The organism is Pseudomonas sp. FSL R10-2189, from assembly GCF_009600325.1.
Taxonomy (GTDB): domain Bacteria; phylum Pseudomonadota; class Gammaproteobacteria; order Pseudomonadales; family Pseudomonadaceae; genus Aquipseudomonas; species Aquipseudomonas helleri.
This window is the reverse complement of record NZ_WIVZ01000002.1, coordinates 34696-55794: the sequence shown is the minus strand read 5'-3', so window position 1 is coordinate 55794 and position 21099 is coordinate 34696. Positions and strand designations below refer to the sequence as shown.

The window sequence follows — 21099 nt, the reverse complement described above, 5'->3', positions numbered from 1 at the left end:
CCGCCGTTAAGGCAAAGTGTCAATTTCGTGAAAAAATTGTTAATTGCCAGATATTCAAAGACCGTTGATCGCCACTTAACCTTTTACTCGTCGCAGCCATTCAGGCCGCAGGCGGGCGCTGAATCGTTTGAGCTTTGGGCGGGTGCTCGCAACCATCGCGCAAAGGCATCTGGCTTACCGATAAACGCCCCAAAATCGACCACTTGGTAGCGCCCGTCGAGTTCCAGAACCAGGGTAGGAAAGCCTTGGCCACCCACCTGCCCGAGCAGTTTGCGGCTGTCTTTGATGTGAGTGTGGGTCGGTTCGCCACGGACCGCCTCGAAGGCCTCAACAAAGGCCTCGGTGGACAGACCGATTTCAGTGGCCAGCTCCACCAGCACATCCTTGTCGCTAATCCGCCGCCCTTCGACATAGTGCGCCGTCTGTAAACGCCCCAGCAGTTCAAGGCCACGCCCGGCCAGTTGTTCGGCGGCCAACACGGCAGTGATCGGCGGGGCCGAATCAAAGACCGCTGTGGTGTCGCGCAGCAGCCCTTCAAAGTAAGCCTCGCCAAACGGCTGGCCGGTGTATTCGGCGATCCGCTGGTCATGGGGCATGACGTAGTCACGCAGTTGCGCAGACACAGGGCGGCGCTGGGCACCGGTCATCATGCCGCCGCCATGGGCCACCACCGGCACAATGCCGCGGGCAGCGTCAATCAGCGGCTTGGCGCCATAGCACCAACCGCACAGCGGGTCATAGATGTAATGCAGAACGGGGGTGGTCATGGAGCGCTCCGAAGGTTCAATCAATCAGAGCGTCAGACTAGCGGTAAGGCAAGAACAGAAAAACGCTGCCAGCGCTTTTAGTGTGTTGCGTGAACCGGGCAAATAAAGGACTTGTAGGAGCTGGCGCAGGCTGCGAGCTTTTTAGAAGATCAAAAGATCGCGAGGCGAGCTCGCTCCTACAGTTTTGGGTGGGGTCAGGCTTTGCGTGGGGCGGGTTGTTGCTGGGTCAGGCAGTGGATGTTGCCACCGCCCAGCAGCAGTTCACGCCCCGGGACCATGACCACTTCGTGCTGCGGAAACAGGTTTTGCAGGATGTCTTTGGCCTCTGCGTCCATCGGGTCGTCAAAGCTTGGGGCGATGATGCCGCCGTTGACGATCAGGAAGTTCACGTAAGACCCGGCCAAACGCTCCGACGGATTGCGGTCCTGGCTGCCAGCGACTTTATCCACACCGTCGCACTCTTCCTGGGTGGCGTACATCGGCCCCGGAATCGGCATTTTGTGCACAACAAACGAACGGCCCTGGGCATCGGTGCTGGTGGCCAGCACTTTCATTGCTTCGTGGCAACGCACGTAGTTGGGGTCGCGCTCGTCGTCAGTCCAGGCCAGCAGCACTTCACCCGGCGCCACGTAGCAGCAGAAGTTATCCACATGACCGTCGGTTTCATCGTTGTACAGGCCATCGGGCAGCCAGATGATCTTATCCACAGCCAGTTGCGCGCGCAGCACGCTTTCAATCTCTTCACGGGACAGGTGCGGGTTACGGTTGCGGTTCAGCAGGCATTCGCCGGTGGTGATCAATGTGCCTTCACCATCAACGTGGATCGAACCGCCTTCCAGCACAAAACCTTCGGTGTAGTAGCGCGCCGAGCGCTCGATTTCGAGGATCTTGCTGCCCACTTGCTGATCGCGGTTCCACGGGAAGTACAGCCCGCCGTCAAACCCGCCCCAGGCGTTGAAGTCCCAGTTCACGCCGCGCACTTCGCCGGTGTCGTTGATCACGAACGTCGGCCCGCTGTCGCGCACCCAGGCGTCATCGTTGGAAAGCTCGACCACGCGGATGTTCGGCACATCGAGCTGAGCGCGAGCGTTTTCGTACTGTGCGGCCGACACCCCGACGGTCACCGGCTCGAAGCGGGCAATGGCCTTGGCCACAGCAGCGTGCGCGGCTTGCGCAGGCTTGCCGCCCAAACGCCAGTTGTCCGGGCGCTCAGGCCAGATCATCCAGACTTGAGTTTGAGGAGCCCATTCGGCCGGCATGTGAAAGCCGTCAGCGCGGGGCGTGCTGTGCAAAGTAGTCATAACCGTCAGGACTCCAGGGAACCAAAAAAAGGGGGATGGGCGCATCAATCAGGCTGGCCGGAAACAGTGGACGCCCGCCTGCATTTCGTCAAGAAAGGCCCTCTTTATAGCCGATAAATATCCACAATAAAAACCATTTATCGGATTTAACCCTGACAAAAGCATTTTCAATACAGATATAAATCGATATTAAAAATAGCGCTGGTAGCCTCGCTCCTACGCGGTTTAAGCGTAGGTATACTGCGCCCTATGAACTCGAATCCTACAACTCCTCGCCGCCCCCGCTGGCGCAGCCTGGCCTTACTGGCGCTGTGCCTGGCGCCTTTGTTGTGGCCGCTGCAGCACTTGGCCGAGCGCTATTACCGCAGCGAACTGGCCGGGCAGAACCGCCAGACCCTCGACCTGTACGTGGCCAACTTGCTGGGCACGCTGCACCGTTATGAGGTGCTGCCACAAATTCTGGGCGAACTGCCCGCGCTGCGTAATTCGCTGGCCGACCCGGAAGACCCGCACACCCTGAGCACGGCCAATAAGTTGCTCGCGGAGATCAACAGCCAAACCGGCGCCGAGGTCATGTACCTGATTGATGCCGATGGCAACACAGTGGCGACGTCGAACTGGGACAAGCCCGACAGCTTTATCCGACGCAACTTTGCTTTTCGTCCGTACTTCAGCGAAGCAATGGACGGCAAGTTGGGGCGCTTTTTCGGCTTGGGCACTACGTCCGGCAAGCGCGGCTATTACTTTGCCGCCCCGGTGACCGAAGGCGATAAAAAGCTCGGCGTACTGGTGGTCAAGGTAAACCTGGATCACACCGAGCGCTTGTGGGGCAACACCCCGGAGCAATTGCTGACGACCGACGACAACGGCGTGGTGATTCTCACGTCCCGCCCGGATTGGCGTTTCAAGGCCACGCGCAAACTGTCGCCGCAAGAGCAGCAGGACATTTTCGCCATCCTGCCCTACCCGACGCGCAACCTGCAGCCGCTGAACATCAACCCCGATTCGTGGGTAGTACAAACGCAAAAAATCGACGAGACCGGCTGGAGCGTAAATATTCTTGCGCCGCGTACCTTGATCGATCGCCCGGTGCGGACCGTGCTGGCCATTGGCGCGGCCACCTTGTTGGTAGTCATGCTGCTGATCAGCTTGATGATGCAACGCCGCCGTCATTATTTGGAACGCATCGCCTTCGAAGCCAAGGCCCGGCGTGAACTCGAAGGCCGGGTGGCCGAACGAACCAGCGACCTTGAAGGCCTCAACCAGCGCCTGCGCAAAGAAGTGCTGGAGCGCGAGCATGCCCAGCAAGAACTGGTGCGCGCCCAGGATGACCTGGTACAGGCGGGCAAGCTGTCCGCGCTGGGCACCATGTCGGCCAGCATCAGCCACGAACTCAACCAGCCGTTGGCGGCCATCCGCAGCTATGCCGAAAACGCCGAAGTGTTGCTCGATCATCAGCGCATCGACGATGCGCGCAGCAACCTCAAATTGATCAATGAGCTGACCGGGCGCATGTCTTCGATCATTGCGCACCTGCGTGCGTTCGCCCGGCGCGATCGCCATGCGCCCGAAAGCGTGGCGCTGCAACCGGCGCTGGATGATGCCCTGGCTTTGTTGGCCAAACGTCGGCGCAGCATGGAAGTCGAACTGATCCGCGACCTGCCCGCCGCCACCCTGTGGGTCGAAGCCGGTGAAACCCGTTTGCGCCAGGTGCTGGGCAACCTGCTGGCCAACGCCCTTGATGCGCTCACCGAAAAAGGCCCGCCCCGGCGGTTGTGGCTAAGTGCCCAATCCACGCCCGAGGGCGTCACTGTGTACATTCGCGACAACGGCCCGGGCTTTTGCATGGAAGCGTTGGGCCGCGCCGGTGAGCCGTTCTACACCACCAAAACCCGCACCCAAGGGTTGGGTCTGGGACTGGCCATCTGCGACACATTAATCCGTGCGTTTGGCGGCGAATTGTTGTTCGCCAACCACAAGGAAGGCGGCGCCTTAATTACCCTACGACTGCGCGCCGGTGCACCGGGCGTGAGCTTGCAAGCTTCAGAGGACTCCAGGTCATGAGCCAACCCATTGATCCGCGCGTACAGGTCATCTTGATCGATGATGATCCGCACCTGCGCCAGGCGCTCTGCCAAACCCTGGACCTGGCCGGGCTTAAAGTGCTGCCGCTGGCCGAAGCCAATGGCCTGGCTGAACGCATCTCGCGAGACTGGGCGGGCGTGGTGGTCAGTGACATCCGCATGCCGGGCATGGACGGGCTGGAGCTGTTGACGCACCTGCACGCGCAAGACCCCGAGCTGCCGGTGCTGTTGATTACCGGCCATGGTGATGTGCCCTTGGCGGTGCAGGCCATGCGCACGGGCGCTTACGACTTTCTGGAAAAACCCTTTGCCAGCGACGCCCTGCTCGACAGCGTGCGCCGTGCCCTGGCCCTGCGCGCACTGGTGCTGGACAACCGCAGCCTGCGCCTGGCGCTCAGCGATCGCCAGCAACTGAGCGCACGACTGGTGGGGCAATCTTCGGCCATGCTGCGCCTGCGCGAACAAATCGGCGCCCTTGCCGGGACCAAGGCAGACGTGTTGATTCTGGGCGAAACCGGCTCTGGTAAAGAAGTCGTCGCACGGGCGCTGCACGACCTGTCGAGCCGCCGCAACGGCCCGTTCGTTGCGATCAACGCCGGGGCGCTGGCCGAGTCGGTGGTCGAAAGCGAATTGTTCGGCCATGAACCCGGCGCCTTTACCGGCGCGCAAAAACGCCGTATCGGCAAATTCGAGTTCGCCAATGGCGGGACATTGTTCCTCGACGAAATCGAAAGCATGAGCCTGGATGTACAGGTCAAGCTCCTGCGTTTGTTGCAAGAGCGCGTGGTTGAGCGTTTGGGCGGCAACCAGCTGATCCCGCTGGATATCCGGGTGATCGCCGCCACCAAGGAAGACCTGCGTCAGGCCGCCGACCAAGGGCGTTTTCGCGCCGACTTGTACTACCGGCTCAACGTCGCGCCGCTGCGTATTTCGCCATTGCGCGAGCGCGGTGAAGACGTGCTGGTGCTGTTCCAGCATTTTGCCGACGAGGCCAGCGCCCGCCACGGTCTGGCGCTCAACGTGTTGCAACCGGGCCAGCGGGCGCAGTTATTGCGCCACACCTGGCCGGGCAATGTGCGTGAACTGCAAAACGTCGCAGAGCGCTTCGCCCTGGGTCTGGAACTGGCCCTGGATGAAGGCTCCAGCGACGGCACAACGGCGTCAGACCTTGAGGTGTCTGGCAGCTTGAGCGAGCAGGTCGAACACTTCGAAAAGAGCCTGATTGCTGCCGAGCTTGAGCGCTCACACAGCTCGATGCGCAGCCTCGCCGAAGCGCTGGGCGTGCCGCGCAAAACCCTGCACGACAAATTGCGCAAGCACGGGCTGCACTTCGAGAGCGGCAGCCACCCTCACACCGATGAACTTGATTGACCTGAACAGGATCCGCGCATGAACCGCGACAGTCGTTATCTGGAATCCATCCTTCATCACGACATTCCGCTGACCCGTGAAATGGGCCTCAAAGTGGTTGGCTGGCAGGATCGGCAATTGCGTTTGCACCTGCCGCTGGACGCCAACATCAACCACAAAAGCACCATGTTTGGCGGCAGCCTGTACTGCGGCGCGGTGCTGGCCGGTTGGGGCTGGTTGCATTTGAGCCTGCGCGAGGCCGGGATCGAAGACGGGCACATCGTGATTCAAGAAGGCCACATCAGCTACCCGCTGCCGGTGACCCAAGACGCCATCGCGCTGTGCGATGCGCCAACAGAGGCTGCGTGGAACAAGTTTCTGGCCATGTACAAACGCCACGGCCGCGCTCGTTTAACCCTTGAAACGCGGATGATCAACGCCGACGGCGGGGACGATGCGGTGCGGTTTAGCGGGCAGTATGTGTTGCATCGGTAGTCTGCTGTTCGCCAACACCTTGTAGGAGCGAGCTTGTCTCGCGATCTTTTAAAGATCAAAAGATCGCGAGGCGAGCTCGCTCCTACAGAGGGGTAGCTTTTAACCCTGCGCCAACGCCAACAACTGCTCACGCCACGGCGCCTTCGCGGGCAACGCCAAAAAATAGCCATTGAGCAGCGATTCGCGCGGCGGATACGTGAACGGCTGACCATCGAGCTGCAACACCACCCCGCCCGCCCCTTCAAGCACGCCTTGTGCGGCAGCAGTGTCCCACTGCGAAGTCGGCGCCAAACGCGGGTAACAATCTGCCGCACCTTCGGCCAGCAAACAGAACTTCAATGAACTGCCAATGTTGGCGGTTTCCAACTTCCCGACGGCCGTCTCCAGCCCGGCCAGCAAGCGCTCTTGCTCGGGGCTTGAATGCCGACGGCTGGCGACCACGATCAGCGGTTCACCGGCGGGCGGCACGTCGCGCACACTGATCGGTACGATCACATCCGCATCCGCCCGCCAGGCGCCCAGCCCCGCGCCACCGTAGTAGCAACGGCCACTGGTGGGCATTGAAACCACACCGAACACCACGCGACCGTCCTCGATCAGGGCAATGTTGACGGTGAATTCTTCGCTGCCGGAGATGAACTCCTTGGTGCCGTCCAACGGGTCAACCAGCCACCAGCGTGTCCAGCCAGCACGCACGCTCTGCGCGATGTTGGCGTCTTCTTCCGACAGCACCGGGATGCTCGGGTCCAACGCCGTCAGGCCATCGAGCAAAATGTGGTGCGCCGCAAGGTCAGCTGCGGTGACCGGAGAGTTATCGTCTTTGGCGGTGACGGCAACATCCGCACGCCAAAACGGCAAAATGGCCTCGCCCGCACGGTGCGCGAGTTCAATCACCGGGGCCAACAAGGGATGCGCCAGGCTCACGGTTTGAACACTCCGCGCTGGGTCAACAGATCACGCGCCAGGTACAGCGCGGCCAAGGCACGGCCTTCGCTGAACTGCGGGTTTTGCACCAGCGTCGACAGCTCTCGCAAGTTGACCCGGTCAACCCGCATCGGCTCCGGCTCGTCGCCTTCGAGGTGGGCTTCATACAGATCAGAAGCCAACACCACCTGGATTTTCTGGCTCATGTACCCCGGCGACAACGACAGCTCAGTCAAATGCTCAAGCTGGCGGGCGCCAAAGCCTGCTTCTTCTTTCAATTCACGCTCAGCGGCCGCCAGCACGTCTTCGCCCGGCTCGATCAAGCCTTTGGGCAACGAGACTTCATATTCGTCGGTGCCGCCACAATATTCTTCGACCAGGATGGCGTGTTCGGCATCGATCATTGCCACGATCATGACCGCGCCATAGCCGTTACCGCGCCCCACCAGCCGCTCGTAAGTGCGCTCAACGCCATTGGAAAAGCGCAGTTGCACTTCTTCGACCCGAAACAATCGGCTACTGGCAACAATTTCACGGGCAAGTACGGTGGGTTTTTGGCGCATAGCGGCTCCTCAATATGAACGGGTTACTATACCCCGGCTTTTCCGATTGTCTGTGTCGGATGTTTTTCTACTGTGGGAGAAGTTTTGCATGACAGCGTTACCTTGGCGCGACATTGATACCGTTCTGCTGGACATGGACGGCACACTGCTCGACCTGCACTACGACAACCACTTTTGGCTCGAACACCTGCCGCAGCGCTATGCCGAGCTGCATGGCATCAGCCGCGCCATGGCCGACCTTGAGCTCACGCCGCTGTTTGAAAACAACGCAGGCCAGTTGAAGTGGTACTGCCTGGATTTCTGGAGTCGCGAGCTGAAGCTCCCGGTTCGCGAACTCAAGCTCGAAACCGCGCACCTGATTGCCCTGCGCCCGGATGCAGACACCTTTTTAGCGGCGATCAAACAGGCTGGCAAGCGGGTGATTCTGATCACCAACGCGCACCGCGATTCGTTGTCATTGAAACTGGAACGCATCGAACTGGCGCCGTATTTCGAGCGCCTGATCAGCTCCCACGATTACGGCTTCCCCAAGGAAAGCCCGGCGTTTTGGGATGCCCTGCAAGCCGATATCGGCTTTGAGCCGAGCCGCAGCCTGTTTATCGACGACACCTTGCCGATTTTGCGCAGCGCCCGTGCATTCGGCATCGGCCACTTGCTGGCGGTCAAACAGCCGGACAGCAAAAAAGGCCCGAAAGACACCGAAGAATTCGCAGCACTGGGGGATTATCGCGAGTTGCTGGAAGGGCTTTGAACACACGGTCACCACCAATCGTGGGAGCGGGCTTGCTCGCGATAGCATCGACGCGGTTATTCTGACAAACCGCATCGCCTACATCGCGAGCAAGCCCGCTCCCACAAGAGGGTGTTAGGTTACTCAGGAATACGCAGTGTCTGGCCCGGGTAGATTTTGTTCACGTCTTTGAGCAGCGGCTTGTTAGCTTCAAAGATTTTGTTGTACTGGTTGGCGTTGCCATACACCCGCAGCGAAATCGCGCTCAGGGTGTCGCCTTTTTGCACCACGACAAAACGCGAAGCCACAACAGCCGGGCCGGTCACGGTGATCTGGTCGTCAACACTGGCCACGCCTTCAATGTTGCCAGCGGCCAAGACGATTTTTTCTTTCTCTTCTTGCGACGCGGCTTCGCCGGTGAGGGTTATCTTGTCGCCCTCAACCTCAGCTTTGATATTAGGATTGCCCAAGCCCACGTCCGCTACGTGCTTTTTGAGTTCGTCCGAGGCATTGGCATTACCCGGTGTAAACAGGTGGGCTAGCTTTTCACCTGCTTCTTTCACAAAGCTTAAAAGGCTCATCGGTCACGCTCCTAAAGGTTGAAATATCCAGAGACCTAAGCGTAGACCATCATTGCGGGAGCAACGATGGACATCAAACAGCTCAAATTCCTCATTGCCCTGGATGAAACCCGGCATTTCGGTCAGGCCGCTGCCCGTTGCCACATCACCCAGCCCACACTGTCGATGCGCCTGCGCAGCCTTGAGCAAGAGCTTGACCTGCAACTGGTCAACCGCGGCCAGCGCTTCGAAAGCTTTACCGCACCGGGTGAACGCGTGCTCGCCTGGGCGCGTACGGTGCTGGCGGCCTACGACGGCTTGCAGGCCGAGGCTGCGGCCTGTCGCGGCAACTTGATCGGTACGTTGCGCCTGGGCGTGGTGCCGCTGTCGAGCTTCGACCCGCTGCCTTTATTGCAGCGCCTGCACCAGCAACACCCGGAGCTGCGCTTTGAACTGTCGGCCCTGAGTTCGGAACATATTCTTGAGCAACTGGCCAGCAACCAGCTCGACATTGGTGTGTCGTATCTGGACCGCCTCGACCACGAGCGCTTTGACTCTCTGGCCCTGGGCATCACCCGAATGGGCTTACTTTACGACCAACGGCATTTCAACTTTGGCGAACAGCCCCTGAGCTGGGAGGCGCTGATTGAGTTACCACTGGGGCTGCTCAGCGGCGGCATGCACTTTCGCCAATCCATCGATCACAACTTCCACAGCCGTGGCCTCACGCCCCGCCCTTTGTTACAAACTGATGCCGTGCATCAGTTGCTGCAAGCGGTCCACGCAGGGCTCTGCTGCGCGGTCATGCCGCTGGAAGGCGGGCTTGAAGCGCTGACAGACACCTTGCGCCTGCACCCCATTGAAGACGCCCAAACCCTGGCCCAACTGGGGTTGATCATGCGCCGGGAGGCGCCGCGTTCGGCATTAGCAGAAGCCTGTTTTGCACTGTTTCAGAAATCACTCAGCCCGTCTTGATCGACGCCATCTATCAGCAGATCAACGCTAGCGATTAGACGCGACTTAGTGTCGCGCCTACGCTTAGGGTCATAGACCACGTTGGTAAAGCCCTATGAACGCCAAGCGCCCTTTGTGCGCGGCGCCCGCTCTCAGTACGCCCGCGCCTGCTGCCAGCCAGACTTATCAGTACGTCACGCTCGACCACGACAGTGGCGCAGAAACGGCGCTGGCTGAAGAAGTGGCCCTGGCGATTGCCTACAACGGCATCAGCCAGGCCGTGATGCTGGTGACGCCGACCGACCTTGAAGACTTTATCGTCGGCTTCAGCCTGGGCAGCGGCATCATCCATGACGCCAGTGAAATCTACGACCTCAAGCTCAGCGGCTCAGGCTCGGCGCAGTACGCGCAGGTCGAGATCGCCAGCCGGGCGTTCTGGAACCTCAAGCAGCAACGTCGCCAACTGGCCGGTACCAGCGGCTGCGGGTTGTGTGGCGTCGAAGCGGTGGAGCAAGCGCTGCCGGACCTCAAGGTGCTGCCCGGCGCGCCGCTACCGCCCGCCCAATGGCTGGACGGTTTGCGCCAGCGCATCAGCGAATTCCAGCCCTTGGGCCAACACTGCGGCGCGGTGCATGCGGCGGTCTATATGGATGCCAAGGGCGAACTGCTGATGGGCCGCGAAGACATCGGCCGGCACAACGCCCTGGACAAACTGATCGGTGCGCTGGTGCGCCAACACATCGACCTGAACGGTGGCGCAGCGATTGTCACCAGCCGCTGCAGCCTTGAGCTGATTCAAAAAGTGTTGCGCGCCGGGATTCAAACCCTCATCAGCCTGTCCTCGCCCACGGGCCTGGCGCTGCAATGGGCCCGGCGTCACAACCTCAACCTTATTCATCTGCCACAAAAAAGCGCGCCACGGGTGTACAGCCCTGCGCAGGAGATTCAATCGTGAGCCTTCATCATCAAGCCGACCAAACCCCGACTCCGCGCTATAAGCCTTACAAAGGCCCGGCCGGCGGCTGGGGCGCACTGATCAGTGTGGCGCAGGCCTGGTTGACCAGCGACAACGCACTGAAAAACCTGCGCATGATGCTCAAGACCAACCAGAACGGCGGTTTCGACTGCCCGGGCTGCGCCTGGGGCGACTCGCCGGAAAGCGGCATGGTCAAGTTCTGTGAGAACGGCGCCAAGGCGGTGAACTGGGAAGCGACCAAGCGCCGGGTGGACGCAGCCTTTTTCGCTAAATACAGCGTCAGCGCCTTGCTGGAGCAAAGTGATTACTGGCTGGAATATCAGGGCCGCCTGACCGAGCCAATGCGCTACAACGCCGAAACCGATCATTACGAGCCCATCAGTTGGGACGCGGCCAACAGCGTGATCGCCCGTCATCTGCTGAACCTGTCGAGCCCCAACGAGGCCGAGTTCTACACCTCGGGCCGCGCCAGCAACGAAGCCGCTTATTTGTATCAGCTGTTTGTGCGGGCGTTTGGCACCAACAACTTTCCGGACTGCTCCAACATGTGCCACGAGGCCAGCGGTGTGGCGTTGGCGCAAAGCATTGGGGTCGGCAAAGGCACCGTCACGTTCGACGACTTTGAACACGCCGACGCGATATTCGTGCTGGGGCAGAACCCCGGCACCAACCACCCGCGCATGCTTGAACCGCTGCGTGAGGCGGTTAAACGCGGCGCTCAAGTGGTGTGTGTCAACCCGCTGAAAGAGCGCGGCCTGGAACGCTTCCAGCATCCGCAACACCCACTGGAAATGCTCACCAACGGCGACCGCCCGACCAACACCGCCTACTTGCGCCCGGCGCTGGGCGGCGACATGGCGTTGCTGCGCGGCATGGCCAAGTTCCTGCTGCAATGGGAGCGCGATGCACAGGCGGCAGGCGAACCGGCGGTGTTCGACCACGCGTTTTTGAATGAACACACAGCGGGCATTCTCGATTACATCTCCAGCCTGGACGACACGTCCTGGGAGCACATCGTCGAGCAGTCGGGCCTCACTTTGGTGGACATCGAGCGCGCCGCGCGCATGTACCTCAAGGGCAAGAACGTGATCATGTGCTGGGCGATGGGCATCACTCAGCACCGCAATTCGGTCCAGACCATTCAGGAAATCGCCAACCTGATGCTCCTGCGCGGCAACATCGGCCGCCCTGGCGCGGGCCTGTGCCCGGTGCGTGGCCACAGTAACGTGCAGGGCGACCGCACCATGGGCATCAACGAACGCCCACCGGTGGCCTTCCTTGATGCGCTGGAACGCCGCTTCAATTTCAAGGTGCCGCGTGAAAACGGCCACAACGTGGTCGAAGCCATTCACGCCATGCTCGAAGGCCGGGCCAAGGTGTTTATCGGCCTGGGTGGCAACTTTGCCCAAGCCACGCCCGACAGCCCGCGCACGGCCGAAGCGCTGCGCAATTGCGACCTCACGGTGCAGATCAGCACCAAGCTCAACCGCAGCCATTTAATGCATGGCAAAGAGGCGCTGATTTTGCCGTGCCTGGGCCGTACCGACATCGACCATCAGGCCGAAGGCCCGCAAGCGGTCACTGTTGAAGACTCGTTCAGCATGGTCCACGCCTCCAATGGCCAGCTCAAGGCGTTGTCGAATCAAATGCGTTCGGAGCCTGCCATCATCGCCGGGATTGCCGCTGCCACCTTGGGCACGCACCCCATCGACTGGAACTGGATCGTGGCCGACTACGGCCGCATTCGCGAGCTGATTGCCGACACTATTCCGGGGTTCAAAGACTTCAACACGCGCATCCAGAACCCTGGCGGTTTCTACCTCGGCAACTCGGCCGGGGCGCGCCAGTGGAACACTCCGACCCAGCGCGCCAACTTCCGCATCAATGCGTTGCCGCAAGACCTGATCGACGCCCGCACCCGCGCCACGGGTAAGCTGCCGGACCTGATCCTGCAATCCATGCGCTCCCACGATCAGTACAACACCACCATCTACGGCCTCGATGACCGTTATCGTGGGGTCAAGGGCCAGCGCGACGTGCTGTTCGTCAATGAAGCCGACATCATCCGCCTGGGCTTCAAGCCGGGGCAGAAGGTCGACATTGTTTCGATTTGGGATGACCAGCATGAACGTCGGGTGAAGAACTTCACCTTGCTGGCGTTTGATATTCCGGCCGGGCAAGCTGCGGCTTATTACCCGGAGGTCAACCCGCTGGTGCCGCTGGAAAGCACCGGTGATGGCAGCCACACGCCAACGTCTAAATTCGTCGCGATCTGCCTGGAAGCAGCCAGCCCGTCGAGATTGATCATGGCGAAGGCGAGCTAACCCCCGACAGGGGTTTCAAACTATTTCTTCAGACACAAAAAAAGGCTGCTTTGGTTAAAAGCAGCCTGTCTGAACGAGAGATAGACTCTCGAAAAGTTATTAAGTTCCCCATCAAAAACAATAACTTAGGTAATTGTGTACAACTCGTGTTACTGGTCGGATTCCGATTGTAACCAACCCTTTTGAGCCTCAGGATCGCCCCGTCATTCTTTTGAGGCTCACCCATGAAGCTCACCTCCATTCTCTTGTTGTCCCTTGGCCTGGTCAGTGGCGTAGCCTCGGCCGGTGGCACCACCGAAGCCGGTGTAGGCGGCGCATTGGGCGGGGTGTTGGGCGCCGTGGTCGGCCAGCAACTGGGCGGCTCTACCGGTTCAACCATTGGTGCTGGTGTAGGCGGCGCAGCAGGCAGCGCGGTGGGGGCCGACAAGCGCAGCCGTGGCGAAGCAGCCATTGGCGGTGCTCTGGGCGCAGCCGGCGGTAACGTGTTGGGCCGTGGAGTGGGCGGCAGCACGGGCGCTCTGGTCGGTTCTGCCGCAGGCGGCGGTGCTGGCGGCGCACTGGGCAATTACATGGGCAATAAAAGCGATGCCGATGATCGCCGCGCCCGTGACCGCGACGACCGCCGCTACTATCGTGACGACCACCGGGGCCGGGGCCATGCCTATGGTCATCACCAAAAAAGAAAGCACCGTCATCACTGATACCCCACAAACGGGAGGCCAAGGCCTCCCGTTTTGTTTGGCTCACCGCGTACCCCGGCTAATTGTTTCAATGCATTACGCCCGTCTTTATTTGCCCGAATCATGCAGGCTGCATGATTGTCCGTTTTACTCAAAAACCTATCTTGTTGATAAACATGGAGTTATCGACAAAACCCGGCTTGGCATGGCCCCTGCAATTCCCTGAATGAAGGCTGCACCTCATTTCATTTCAGGAGCACAACAATAATGATCGGGACGACAGAGCACTATCCACCTGCCCCGCAGGATTCCTCCAACCAGTCAGGCGTGTCCTGGGCCGCTATTTTTGCGGGCGCTGCGGCCGCGGCTTCACTTTCTTTGCTGCTGATTTTGCTGGGTGCCGGATTGGGTTTTTCGGCCGTTTCACCATGGGCAGATGAAGGCGTTGGCGCCAAGGCGCTGGGCTTTACTGCGATTATCTGGCTGGCCGTGACGCAAATCATTGCCTCAGGCATGGGCGGTTACCTGGCCGGTCGCCTGCGGGTCAAATGGTCCAGCATGCACGGCGATGAAGTGTACTTTCGCGACACCGCGCACGGCTTCTTGTCGTGGGCCGTGGCCACGCTGGTGTCTGCGGTACTGATCGCCAGCTCCCTGAGCAGCGTGATCGGCAGCGGCGTTCAAGCAACCGCTAACGTGGCTTCCGGTGCGGCATCAGCTGTCACCAGTGCAGCCGGTGAGCACATGCGCAAAGGCGGCGGTGATAAAGGCCCGGAATATTTCATCGACAGCCTGTTTCGCAATGACCAGGGCACAGCCCTCAGCGAGCAAGATGTGCGCAGCGTCGTAAGCCGCATTCTGGTGCGCGGCCTGCACGACGGCGAACTGAACGCCGAGGACCGCAGCTACCTGGCGCAGATCGTTGCCCAGCGTACTAATCTGACTCAGCCAGAGGCCGAGCAACGGGTTGACCAGGTCTACGCCAAAGCCCATCAGGCCATTGAAGACGCCAAGGTCAAAGCCAAAGAAGCCGCTGACCTGGCTGCCAAAGCGGCTGCCTGGAGCACTCTGTGGGCCTTCATCACACTGCTGCTCGGCGCGTTCTTTGCCAGCCTGTGTGCAACCTTTGGTGGTCGCCGTCGTGATGCCGTGACCTACCTCACCCCCACTGATCGTTAATTCTGGAGAATAAAAATGCGCTCGATTCTGTTGTTTTTTCTCGGCATCCCAATCCCGATCATCATCCTGATTGCGCTGTTTGTTCACTGACAGCCTGAACAATGGCCTTCCTCGCGAAGGCCATTTTTTTGGTTTGATTTAAACCGGCAGGCACGTGGTGGATTTGATCTCAGACAGCGCAACGATTGAGTTCACCTCCTGGATACCCGGTACCATCGACAGCTTTTCGAAGAAGAAGCGCTCATAGGCTTCAATGTCGGCCGTGACGATACGCAGCAAAAAGTCCACCGCCCCCATCAGCACATAACACTCCAGCACCTCAGGAAACCCGCGAATGGCGTCAGTGAATTCGGTGAAGTTGGAGCGCCCGTGCGCGTTGAGTTTGATCTCGGCAAAGATCTGCGTGTTGAGGCCGATTTTCTTGCGGTCCAGCAAGGTCACTTGCCCGCGAATAATGCCCTCGTCTTTCATCCGCTGAATGCGCCGCCAGCACGGTGATTGCGACAACCCCACCTGTTCGGCGATCTGTGCGCTGGACAGCGAAGCGTCTTCTTGCAGCAGCGCGAGGATGCGCCGGTCGTAAGCGTCGAGTTCGCCTTGCATAAAAATACCTGTGGATAAGTTATTGAAGACCTGAATAAGTCTTTCTTTCGCGTAATCGCTGCATCTTAGATAAAAAAAACCGCGCCCGACGTGTAAATATTTCTCCAGCCTAGTCAGGAGTCATCCCATGCCGCCGCTGGAAGCCGTCCCCCCCTCAACCCGCCCCGATGTCTGGGCCAGCCATGCAGCGCCGTGTGCGGTGCGGTTTTGTATTCAGGCCGAGGCCGAGGCGGACGTGTTGTGCCGGGTACTGAACCTGTTCGCCTTGCAGCAACTCGTGCCCCGGCACGTTGAAGTGCTGCGCGATGACGACAGTTTCAGCATCAACATCGTCAGTGACGAGCAAAGCTGGCACCGCGCCCAAGTGATTGGCGAAAAATTGCGCAATCTGGTCAGTGTCTTCGACATGACGCTCGAACTCGACCAGCCTGCCAGGTCGGCATTGACCGGGTAATAGCTAGCAACCATTGCGCAAGCCTTCATAAGCACCAGGTGGCTAGGCTTCAAACACGCAGACAAGGAACCGTCTGCGCAGTGTTTGAAGTCGCCCCAGGAGCTGTCTATGCGCAATGCCCCGCCTCATGACCAATGGCTTACCCTCAAACAACTGCTGCCCGTACTGCTTGCCCAAGGTCGCCTGAGGCAAAGCTGTGCCGAACACGCCTTGATCAGCAGCCGCGAGCCACTCAATGCCCCGTTGCATCCGCTGGTGTTTCTGGCCAATCAACAGCCTGCAGACCCCACCCGCCCCGGCAAACACCTGGACCTCGAAACCCTGACCGCGTGGCTCGCTGAAGAATTCGGCCAACCGTACCTGCGCCTCGACCCGCTCAAAATCGATGTGGCGACGGTCACTGGGCTGATGTCATTTGCCTTCGCCCAGCGCCATCAAATCCTCGCCGTGGCCGCCGATGAACACACCATCACCATTGCCAGCGCCCAGCCTTGGGTCAGCAGTTGGGAGGCCGACCTCAAACAGGTGCTCAAGCGCCCCATCCGGCGGGTGATTGCCAACCCTCAAGAGATCCAGCGCCTGAGTGTGGAGTTTTTCAACGTGGCCAAATCGGTGACGGGGGCGGTGCTGAATGATCAAAAAACCAGCAACCCGGCCAACCTTGAGCAACTGTTAACTCTGGGCAGCGCCAGCCAGGAGCCCGACGCCAACGACGCGCACATTGTGAATATCGTCGACTGGTTGTTTCAGTACGCCTTTGAGCAACGGGCCAGCGATATCCATATCGAACCGCGCCGCGAACAGGGTGGCGTGCGCTTTCGCATCGACGGCGTGCTGCACACCGTTTACCAATTCCCGCCGCACGTCACCATGGCCATTGTCAGCCGCCTCAAAAGTCTGGGCCGGATGAACGTTGCCGAAAAACGCAAACCCCAGGACGGTCGCCTCAAAACCAAAACCCCGGCCGGGGCTGAAGTCTAGCTGCGTCTCGCCACCTTGCCGACAGCTTTTGGCGAAAAAATGGTCATGCGTATTTTCGACCCGCAGGTCTTGCTCAAAAGCTTCGACCAACTGGGCTTTGACGGCGAAGACCTGCAGCGCTGGGAGCACATGATCCGCCAGCCCAACGGCATCATCTTGATCACCGGCCCCACCGGCTCAGGTAAAACCAGCACCCTGTATGCCACGCTCAAGCAACTGGCCACCCCGCAAATCAACCTGTGCACTCTCGAAGACCCGATCGAAATGATCGAGCCCGCGTTCAATCAGATGCAGGTGCAAGCCAATATCGACCTGACCTTCGCCAACGGTGTGCGCGCCCTGATGCGCCAAGACCCGGACATCATCATGCTCGGGGAAATACGCGACCTCGAAACCGCCGAAGTGGCCATCCAGGCGGCGCTGACCGGCCACTTGGTGCTGTCCACCCTGCACACCAACGACGCGCCCAGCGCCATCAGCCGCCTGCAAGAACTGGGGGTTGCGCCTTACTTGATCAAAGCCACGCTGCTGGGGGTGATGGCCCAACGGCTGGTGCGCACCCTGTGCCCCGAGTGCAAGACCGAGCAGCCCGTGCAGGCGCACGACTGGCAGCACTTCGCCCCCGGCTGGCGCCACCCGCCTCCCGCTCGTACCTACAAGGCCAATGGCTGCATGGCGTGCCGGGACACGGGGTATTGCGGGCGCTCCGGGGTGTACGAAATCATGCTGATGAACGACCGCCTGAGCGCGCTGATCAACCCGCAAACCGACATCAACGCCCTGCGTCGCGACGCCTGCACTGAAGGAATGCGGCCATTAAGAATCGCGGCTGCACAAAAAGTGACCAGCGGCATGACCACGTTGGAAGAAGCCTTGCGTGTAACCCCGGCGTGATGGACTTATCTTGACTAAAATTTAAACAGTTAAGCCGTTTGCAAGCAGGTTACCCTGCGTTCGGGCTCAGCTTTTATGGGTCTATCCATCACAAACAAGGAAGGGTTATGCAAGTAGGTACAGTGGTTCTGTTGTTTGTCGTACTGGCTATCGCCGTGCTCTTCATGGGCTTCAAGGTTGTCCCGCAGGGTTACCAGTGGACAGTGGAGCGTTTTGGCCGATACACCAACACCCTTAAACCTGGCCTGAACATCATCATCCCGGTGATGGACCGCATCGGGCGCAAGATCAACGTGATGGAAAGCGTGCTGGATATTCCGCCGCAGGAGGTCATTACCGCCGACAACGCCACCGTTCAAATTGATGCCGTGTGTTTTTTCCAGGTGGTCAATACGGCTCAGGCAGCGTACGAGGTTAACAACCTTGAACACGCCATTCGCAACCTGCTGCAGACCAACATCCGCACAGTGCTTGGCTCGATGGAGCTAGACGCCATGCTCAGCCAGCGTGACGGAATCAACGAAAAGCTGTTGCGCACGGTCGATGAAGCAACTGCACCCTGGGGCATCAAAATCACCCGGATCGAGATTAAAGACATCAGCCCGCCCGCGGACCTGATGGCGGCGATGTCAGGCCAGATGAAAGCAGAGCGCATCAAGCGTGCACAGATCCTTGAGGCCGAAGGCCTGCGAGCCTCTGCGATCTTGACCGCCGAAGGTAAAAAACAGGCGCAGATCCTCGAAGCCGAAGGCGGTCGTCAGGCTGCGTTCCTGGAGTCCGAAGCCCGCGAACGTCAGGCCGAAGCAGAAGCCCGCGCTACACAAGTGGTTTCCGAAGCCATTGCCACCGGCAACGTTCAAGCGATCAATTACTTTGTGGCGCAAAAGTATATTGATGCACTGGGCAAGCTCGCCTCAGCTGACAACAGTAAAGTTATCCTCATGCCACTGGAAGCGAGCCAGGTGATTGGCGCTGTAGGCGGCATCGGCGAGATCGTCAAAGCCACTTTCGACAACAAAAAGGCCTGAGGTATGTGGGAGTTCATGCAAAACCTCAGCTATTGGGACTGGTTGGCACTGGGCACCGTCCTGCTGATTCTGGAAGTGTTCGGCGCAGGCGGTTATCTGCTGTGGGTGGGCATTGCCGGGATTATTGTCGGTGTGGTGACCTTCCTGATACCCGCATTGTCTTGGGCGTTGCAACTCCCACTGTTTGGCATACTGGCGATCCTGACGGCGGTGTTCTGGTGGAAACGCCAGCGCAACATCGTCGCCAGCAGCGATCAACCTGAACTCAACAGTCGCGGCCACGAATTGATCGGCCGCACATTTGTTGTTCAACAAGCCATTGTGGAAGGTCGGGGCAAAATCAAGGTCGGTGACAGCGTGTGGATGGCGGTCGGGCCGGATGCTGAGGTAGGCACGCCGGTACGCGTTACGGGTCAGCATGGAACCGTGTTAAGCGTTGAAATTGTGACGTGAGGTAACGGAACTCCCTGTCGGTTACTACAATCAAACAGGTAGCTAACCTCTTTGGAGTACCTCTCATGCGCCTCAAATATGCTGTCGCCGCTGCTGCACTGTTGTCCCTTCCTGTTTCAGCCATGGCCGACGGCTTTTGGCGTGACGTCTTGTCTTCTGGGGCGACGACCGGTTCGACGTACCTGACCTTCAAAAAAGACCGCAAAGTGATTGCCGCTCAAGATGACGCGGGCAGCTTTGTGGCCAGCAACGGCGAAATCCGTGGGCCTTATCTGGAGTCGGCGATGCAGCAAGTGCGCTCTGACAACCCGAACTTGAAGGTCAGCGACATGGACTTGGCGAACGCGATTCTGGTCAAGAACGCTACAGCTGAGTAATCCCGATGTGCAGTCGCTGCCGCAGGCTGCGTTGAGGATCGCGCAGGCTTAGAAAACCGCGCGGGCTTTGAGAAAACGGATTGCTCCGCAATCCTTCGCAGCCTGCGGCAGCGACTACGGGTTATTTCATTCAGCTTTCATACAGAATTTTCACCGGCTGTGAACAACGCGCTGGGTATGCTTTACTCACCCAAATTCACATCGGACGTCTAGCCTCTATGAGTTCCCTGCCTTTCCTGCCGTTTTCCAAACCCACCATTGATGAAGCCACTATTGCTGCCGTCGGCGACGTGTTGCGCTCGGGCTGGATCACCAGCGGGCCAAAGGTTCAGGCGTTCGAGGCGCAGTTGTCCGAGTACTTTGGCGGGCGCCCGGTGCGCACGTTCAACTCCGGCACCTGCACCATGGAAATCGCCCTGCGCATCGCCGGTATCGGTGCGGGCGACGAAGTGATCACCACGCCTATTTCGTGGGTGGCCACCGCTAACGTGATCATCGAAGTCGGCGCCACCCCGGTGTTTGCAGACATCGACCCGGTGACCCGCAACATCGACCTGGCCAAGGTTGAAGCGGCCATCACGCCACGCACCAAAGCCATTATTCCGGTGTACCTGTCGGGCTTGCCTGTCGACATGGATGCGCTCTATGCGCTGGCCAAAAAACACAACCTGCGCGTTGTTGAAGACGCCGCTCAAGCCCTGGGTTCGAGCTGGCAGGGGCAGCGCATTGGCGCTCGCGGTGATTTCGTGTCGTTCAGCTTCCAGGCCAACAAGAACATCACCTCGTCCGAGGGCGGTTGCCTGGTCCTGAACAACGAAGAAGAAGCCCGTCTGGCCGAGAAATATCGCCTGCAAGGCGTCACCCGCACCGGTTTTGACGGCCTGGATGTGGACGTGCTGGGTGGCAAGTTCAACATGACCGACATCGCTGCGGCGATCGGCCTGGGCCAATTTGCTCACATCGAAGCCATCACGGCCCATCGCCGTGAGCTGGCCAAGCATTACTTCGACTGCTTCGGCGCGGATTTTGAAGCCGAGTACGGCGCACAACTGCCGGTGGCTGACTTCACCAACACCAACTGGCACTTGTTCCAACTGGTCTTGCCCGAGCGCAAAGACGGCCAGCCAGCACGTGCGACCTTTATGAAAGAAATGCAGGCATTGGGCGTCGGCATCGGTTACCACTACCCGCCGATTCACTTGCTGAGCTTGTACCGTGAGCGCGGGTTCAAGGAAGGGATGTTGCCGGTGGCCGAACGTGTAGGACGTTTAATCGTGTCCCTGCCGATGTTTACCGCCATGACCAAGGCTGATGTCGAGCGTTCAGTAGCGGCCGTTAAAGCCGTACTCAAAGACGCTTAACAGCCCATATCTGTAGGAGCGAGCTTGCCTCGCGATCTTTTAAAAGATCAAAAGATCGCGA

At 59.5% G+C, this 21099-nt stretch carries 20 protein-coding genes and 1 pseudogene; 15 read left to right on the top strand and 6 right to left on the bottom strand.

Going from position 1 to position 21099, the window contains the following annotated elements; translation table 11 throughout:
- Positions 1–83: 83 nt before the first annotated feature.
- The gene (locus tag GHO32_RS02265; protein ID WP_153335850.1) at positions 84–767 is read right to left on the bottom strand and encodes a DsbA family protein; all 684 of its coding nucleotides are present in this window, start codon (positions 765–767) and stop codon (positions 84–86) included.
- A 194-nt stretch (positions 768–961) separates the two neighbouring features.
- A complete protein-coding gene (gene aguA / locus GHO32_RS02260) occupies positions 962–2068 on the bottom strand; it encodes an agmatine deiminase (protein ID WP_048366852.1) in 1107 nt (368 codons plus the stop codon).
- Between the two features lie 249 nt (positions 2069–2317).
- Here aguA and GHO32_RS02255 point away from each other — a divergent pair, with 249 nt between their 5' ends.
- The 3 genes from GHO32_RS02255 to GHO32_RS02245 are packed head-to-tail and all read left to right on the top strand — an operon-like array spanning position 2318 to position 5997.
- The gene (locus GHO32_RS02255) at positions 2318–4132 is read left to right on the top strand and encodes a sensor histidine kinase (RefSeq protein WP_153442730.1); all 1815 of its coding nucleotides are present in this window, start codon (positions 2318–2320) and stop codon (positions 4130–4132) included.
- Complete coding sequence (locus GHO32_RS02250; RefSeq protein ID WP_153335848.1) at positions 4129–5523, top strand: sigma-54 dependent transcriptional regulator; 1395 nt, start codon at positions 4129–4131, stop codon at positions 5521–5523. Before GHO32_RS02255 ends, GHO32_RS02250 begins: the two co-directional genes overlap by 4 nt.
- Before the next feature lie 18 nt (positions 5524–5541).
- Positions 5542–5997 carry a thioesterase domain-containing protein gene (locus GHO32_RS02245; RefSeq protein WP_153335847.1) on the top strand — a complete coding sequence of 152 codons (456 nt, stop codon included), beginning with the start codon at positions 5542–5544 and terminating at the stop codon, positions 5995–5997.
- Between the two features lie 99 nt (positions 5998–6096).
- On the opposite strand, the gene cysQ is transcribed toward GHO32_RS02245, so the two are convergent.
- Together cysQ and nudE are read right to left on the bottom strand one after the other, a co-directional pair.
- Positions 6097–6921, bottom strand: a complete 825-nt coding sequence (cysQ, locus tag GHO32_RS02240; RefSeq protein ID WP_368668458.1) for a 3'(2'),5'-bisphosphate nucleotidase CysQ — start codon at positions 6919–6921, stop codon at positions 6097–6099.
- Positions 6918–7484, bottom strand: coding sequence for an ADP compounds hydrolase NudE (gene nudE / locus GHO32_RS02235; RefSeq protein WP_048388865.1), 567 nt, complete (start codon positions 7482–7484; stop codon positions 6918–6920). Before nudE ends, cysQ begins: the two co-directional genes overlap by 4 nt.
- A gap of 88 nt (positions 7485–7572) precedes the next feature.
- Between nudE and yrfG the strand changes: the two genes are divergently transcribed.
- Complete coding sequence (yrfG, locus tag GHO32_RS02230; protein ID WP_153335846.1) at positions 7573–8235, top strand: GMP/IMP nucleotidase; 663 nt, start codon at positions 7573–7575, stop codon at positions 8233–8235.
- 119 nt (positions 8236–8354) lie between these two features.
- Here yrfG and lysM read toward each other — a convergent pair whose 3' ends face one another.
- Positions 8355–8795, bottom strand: coding sequence for a peptidoglycan-binding protein LysM (lysM, locus tag GHO32_RS02225; RefSeq protein ID WP_048366859.1), 441 nt, complete (start codon positions 8793–8795; stop codon positions 8355–8357).
- Between the two features lie 66 nt (positions 8796–8861).
- Between lysM and GHO32_RS02220 the strand changes: the two genes are divergently transcribed.
- The 5 genes from GHO32_RS02220 (at position 8862) to GHO32_RS02200 (ending at position 14887) form a co-directional block, all read left to right on the top strand.
- Positions 8862–9749: a LysR family transcriptional regulator gene (locus GHO32_RS02220; protein ID WP_048388859.1), complete on the top strand. Its 888-nt coding sequence runs from the start codon at positions 8862–8864 to the stop codon at positions 9747–9749.
- A gap of 94 nt (positions 9750–9843) precedes the next feature.
- Positions 9844–10683, top strand: coding sequence for a formate dehydrogenase accessory sulfurtransferase FdhD (fdhD, locus tag GHO32_RS02215; RefSeq protein ID WP_123750988.1), 840 nt, complete (start codon positions 9844–9846; stop codon positions 10681–10683).
- Positions 10680–13028, top strand: coding sequence for an FdhF/YdeP family oxidoreductase (locus tag GHO32_RS02210; protein ID WP_372239781.1), 2349 nt, complete (start codon positions 10680–10682; stop codon positions 13026–13028). Before fdhD ends, GHO32_RS02210 begins: the two co-directional genes overlap by 4 nt.
- 224 nt (positions 13029–13252) lie before the next feature.
- Positions 13253–13729, top strand: coding sequence for a glycine zipper domain-containing protein (locus GHO32_RS02205; protein ID WP_123750987.1), 477 nt, complete (start codon positions 13253–13255; stop codon positions 13727–13729).
- A 246-nt stretch (positions 13730–13975) separates the two neighbouring features.
- Positions 13976–14887, top strand: a complete 912-nt coding sequence (locus GHO32_RS02200; RefSeq protein WP_153336492.1) for a hypothetical protein — start codon at positions 13976–13978, stop codon at positions 14885–14887.
- 138 nt (positions 14888–15025) lie between these two features.
- On the opposite strand, the gene GHO32_RS02195 is transcribed toward GHO32_RS02200, so the two are convergent.
- A complete protein-coding gene (locus GHO32_RS02195) occupies positions 15026–15490 on the bottom strand; it encodes an Lrp/AsnC family transcriptional regulator (RefSeq protein WP_048366866.1) in 465 nt (154 codons plus the stop codon).
- A 127-nt stretch (positions 15491–15617) separates the two neighbouring features.
- Between GHO32_RS02195 and GHO32_RS02190 the strand changes: the two genes are divergently transcribed.
- From GHO32_RS02190 to GHO32_RS02165, 6 genes and pseudogenes are all read left to right on the top strand, one after another.
- A complete protein-coding gene (locus GHO32_RS02190) occupies positions 15618–15944 on the top strand; it encodes a hypothetical protein (protein ID WP_153336493.1) in 327 nt (108 codons plus the stop codon).
- A 108-nt stretch (positions 15945–16052) separates the two neighbouring features.
- Positions 16053–17819, top strand: a pseudogene (locus tag GHO32_RS02185) (GspE/PulE family protein).
- A 107-nt stretch (positions 17820–17926) separates the two neighbouring features.
- The gene (locus tag GHO32_RS02180) at positions 17927–18847 is read left to right on the top strand and encodes an SPFH domain-containing protein (protein WP_123750984.1); all 921 of its coding nucleotides are present in this window, start codon (positions 17927–17929) and stop codon (positions 18845–18847) included.
- Positions 18848–18850: 3 nt separating this feature from the next.
- Positions 18851–19300, top strand: coding sequence for an NfeD family protein (locus GHO32_RS02175; protein ID WP_153336494.1), 450 nt, complete (start codon positions 18851–18853; stop codon positions 19298–19300).
- A gap of 65 nt (positions 19301–19365) precedes the next feature.
- Complete coding sequence (locus tag GHO32_RS02170; protein ID WP_048366871.1) at positions 19366–19677, top strand: DUF2388 domain-containing protein; 312 nt, start codon at positions 19366–19368, stop codon at positions 19675–19677.
- Between the two features lie 218 nt (positions 19678–19895).
- Positions 19896–21038: a DegT/DnrJ/EryC1/StrS aminotransferase family protein gene (locus tag GHO32_RS02165; RefSeq protein ID WP_048366872.1), complete on the top strand. Its 1143-nt coding sequence runs from the start codon at positions 19896–19898 to the stop codon at positions 21036–21038.
- The last annotated feature ends 61 nt before the right edge of the window (positions 21039–21099 follow it).

Bases quoted from the DNA above. Each gene is read 5' to 3' on its own strand.
- GHO32_RS02265 (WP_153335850.1), bottom strand. From the start codon at position 767: ATGACCACCCCCGTTCTGCATTACATCTATGACCCGCTGTGCGGTTGG.
- aguA (WP_048366852.1), bottom strand. From the start codon at position 2,068: ATGACTACTTTGCACAGCACGCCCCGCGCTGACGGCTTTCACATGCCG.
- GHO32_RS02255 (WP_153442730.1), top strand. From the start codon at position 2,318: ATGAACTCGAATCCTACAACTCCTCGCCGCCCCCGCTGGCGCAGCCTG.
- GHO32_RS02250 (WP_153335848.1), top strand. From the start codon at position 4,129: ATGAGCCAACCCATTGATCCGCGCGTACAGGTCATCTTGATCGATGAT.
- GHO32_RS02245 (WP_153335847.1), top strand. From the start codon at position 5,542: ATGAACCGCGACAGTCGTTATCTGGAATCCATCCTTCATCACGACATT.
- nudE (WP_048388865.1), bottom strand. From the start codon at position 7,484: ATGCGCCAAAAACCCACCGTACTTGCCCGTGAAATTGTTGCCAGTAGC.
- yrfG (WP_153335846.1), top strand. From the start codon at position 7,573: ATGACAGCGTTACCTTGGCGCGACATTGATACCGTTCTGCTGGACATG.
- lysM (WP_048366859.1), bottom strand. From the start codon at position 8,795: ATGAGCCTTTTAAGCTTTGTGAAAGAAGCAGGTGAAAAGCTAGCCCAC.
- GHO32_RS02220 (WP_048388859.1), top strand. From the start codon at position 8,862: ATGGACATCAAACAGCTCAAATTCCTCATTGCCCTGGATGAAACCCGG.
- fdhD (WP_123750988.1), top strand. From the start codon at position 9,844: ATGAACGCCAAGCGCCCTTTGTGCGCGGCGCCCGCTCTCAGTACGCCC.
- GHO32_RS02205 (WP_123750987.1), top strand. From the start codon at position 13,253: ATGAAGCTCACCTCCATTCTCTTGTTGTCCCTTGGCCTGGTCAGTGGC.
- GHO32_RS02200 (WP_153336492.1), top strand. From the start codon at position 13,976: ATGATCGGGACGACAGAGCACTATCCACCTGCCCCGCAGGATTCCTCC.
- GHO32_RS02195 (WP_048366866.1), bottom strand. From the start codon at position 15,490: ATGCAAGGCGAACTCGACGCTTACGACCGGCGCATCCTCGCGCTGCTG.
- GHO32_RS02190 (WP_153336493.1), top strand. From the start codon at position 15,618: ATGCCGCCGCTGGAAGCCGTCCCCCCCTCAACCCGCCCCGATGTCTGG.
- GHO32_RS02180 (WP_123750984.1), top strand. From the start codon at position 17,927: ATGCAAGTAGGTACAGTGGTTCTGTTGTTTGTCGTACTGGCTATCGCC.
- GHO32_RS02175 (WP_153336494.1), top strand. From the start codon at position 18,851: ATGTGGGAGTTCATGCAAAACCTCAGCTATTGGGACTGGTTGGCACTG.
- GHO32_RS02170 (WP_048366871.1), top strand. From the start codon at position 19,366: ATGCGCCTCAAATATGCTGTCGCCGCTGCTGCACTGTTGTCCCTTCCT.
- GHO32_RS02165 (WP_048366872.1), top strand. From the start codon at position 19,896: ATGAGTTCCCTGCCTTTCCTGCCGTTTTCCAAACCCACCATTGATGAA.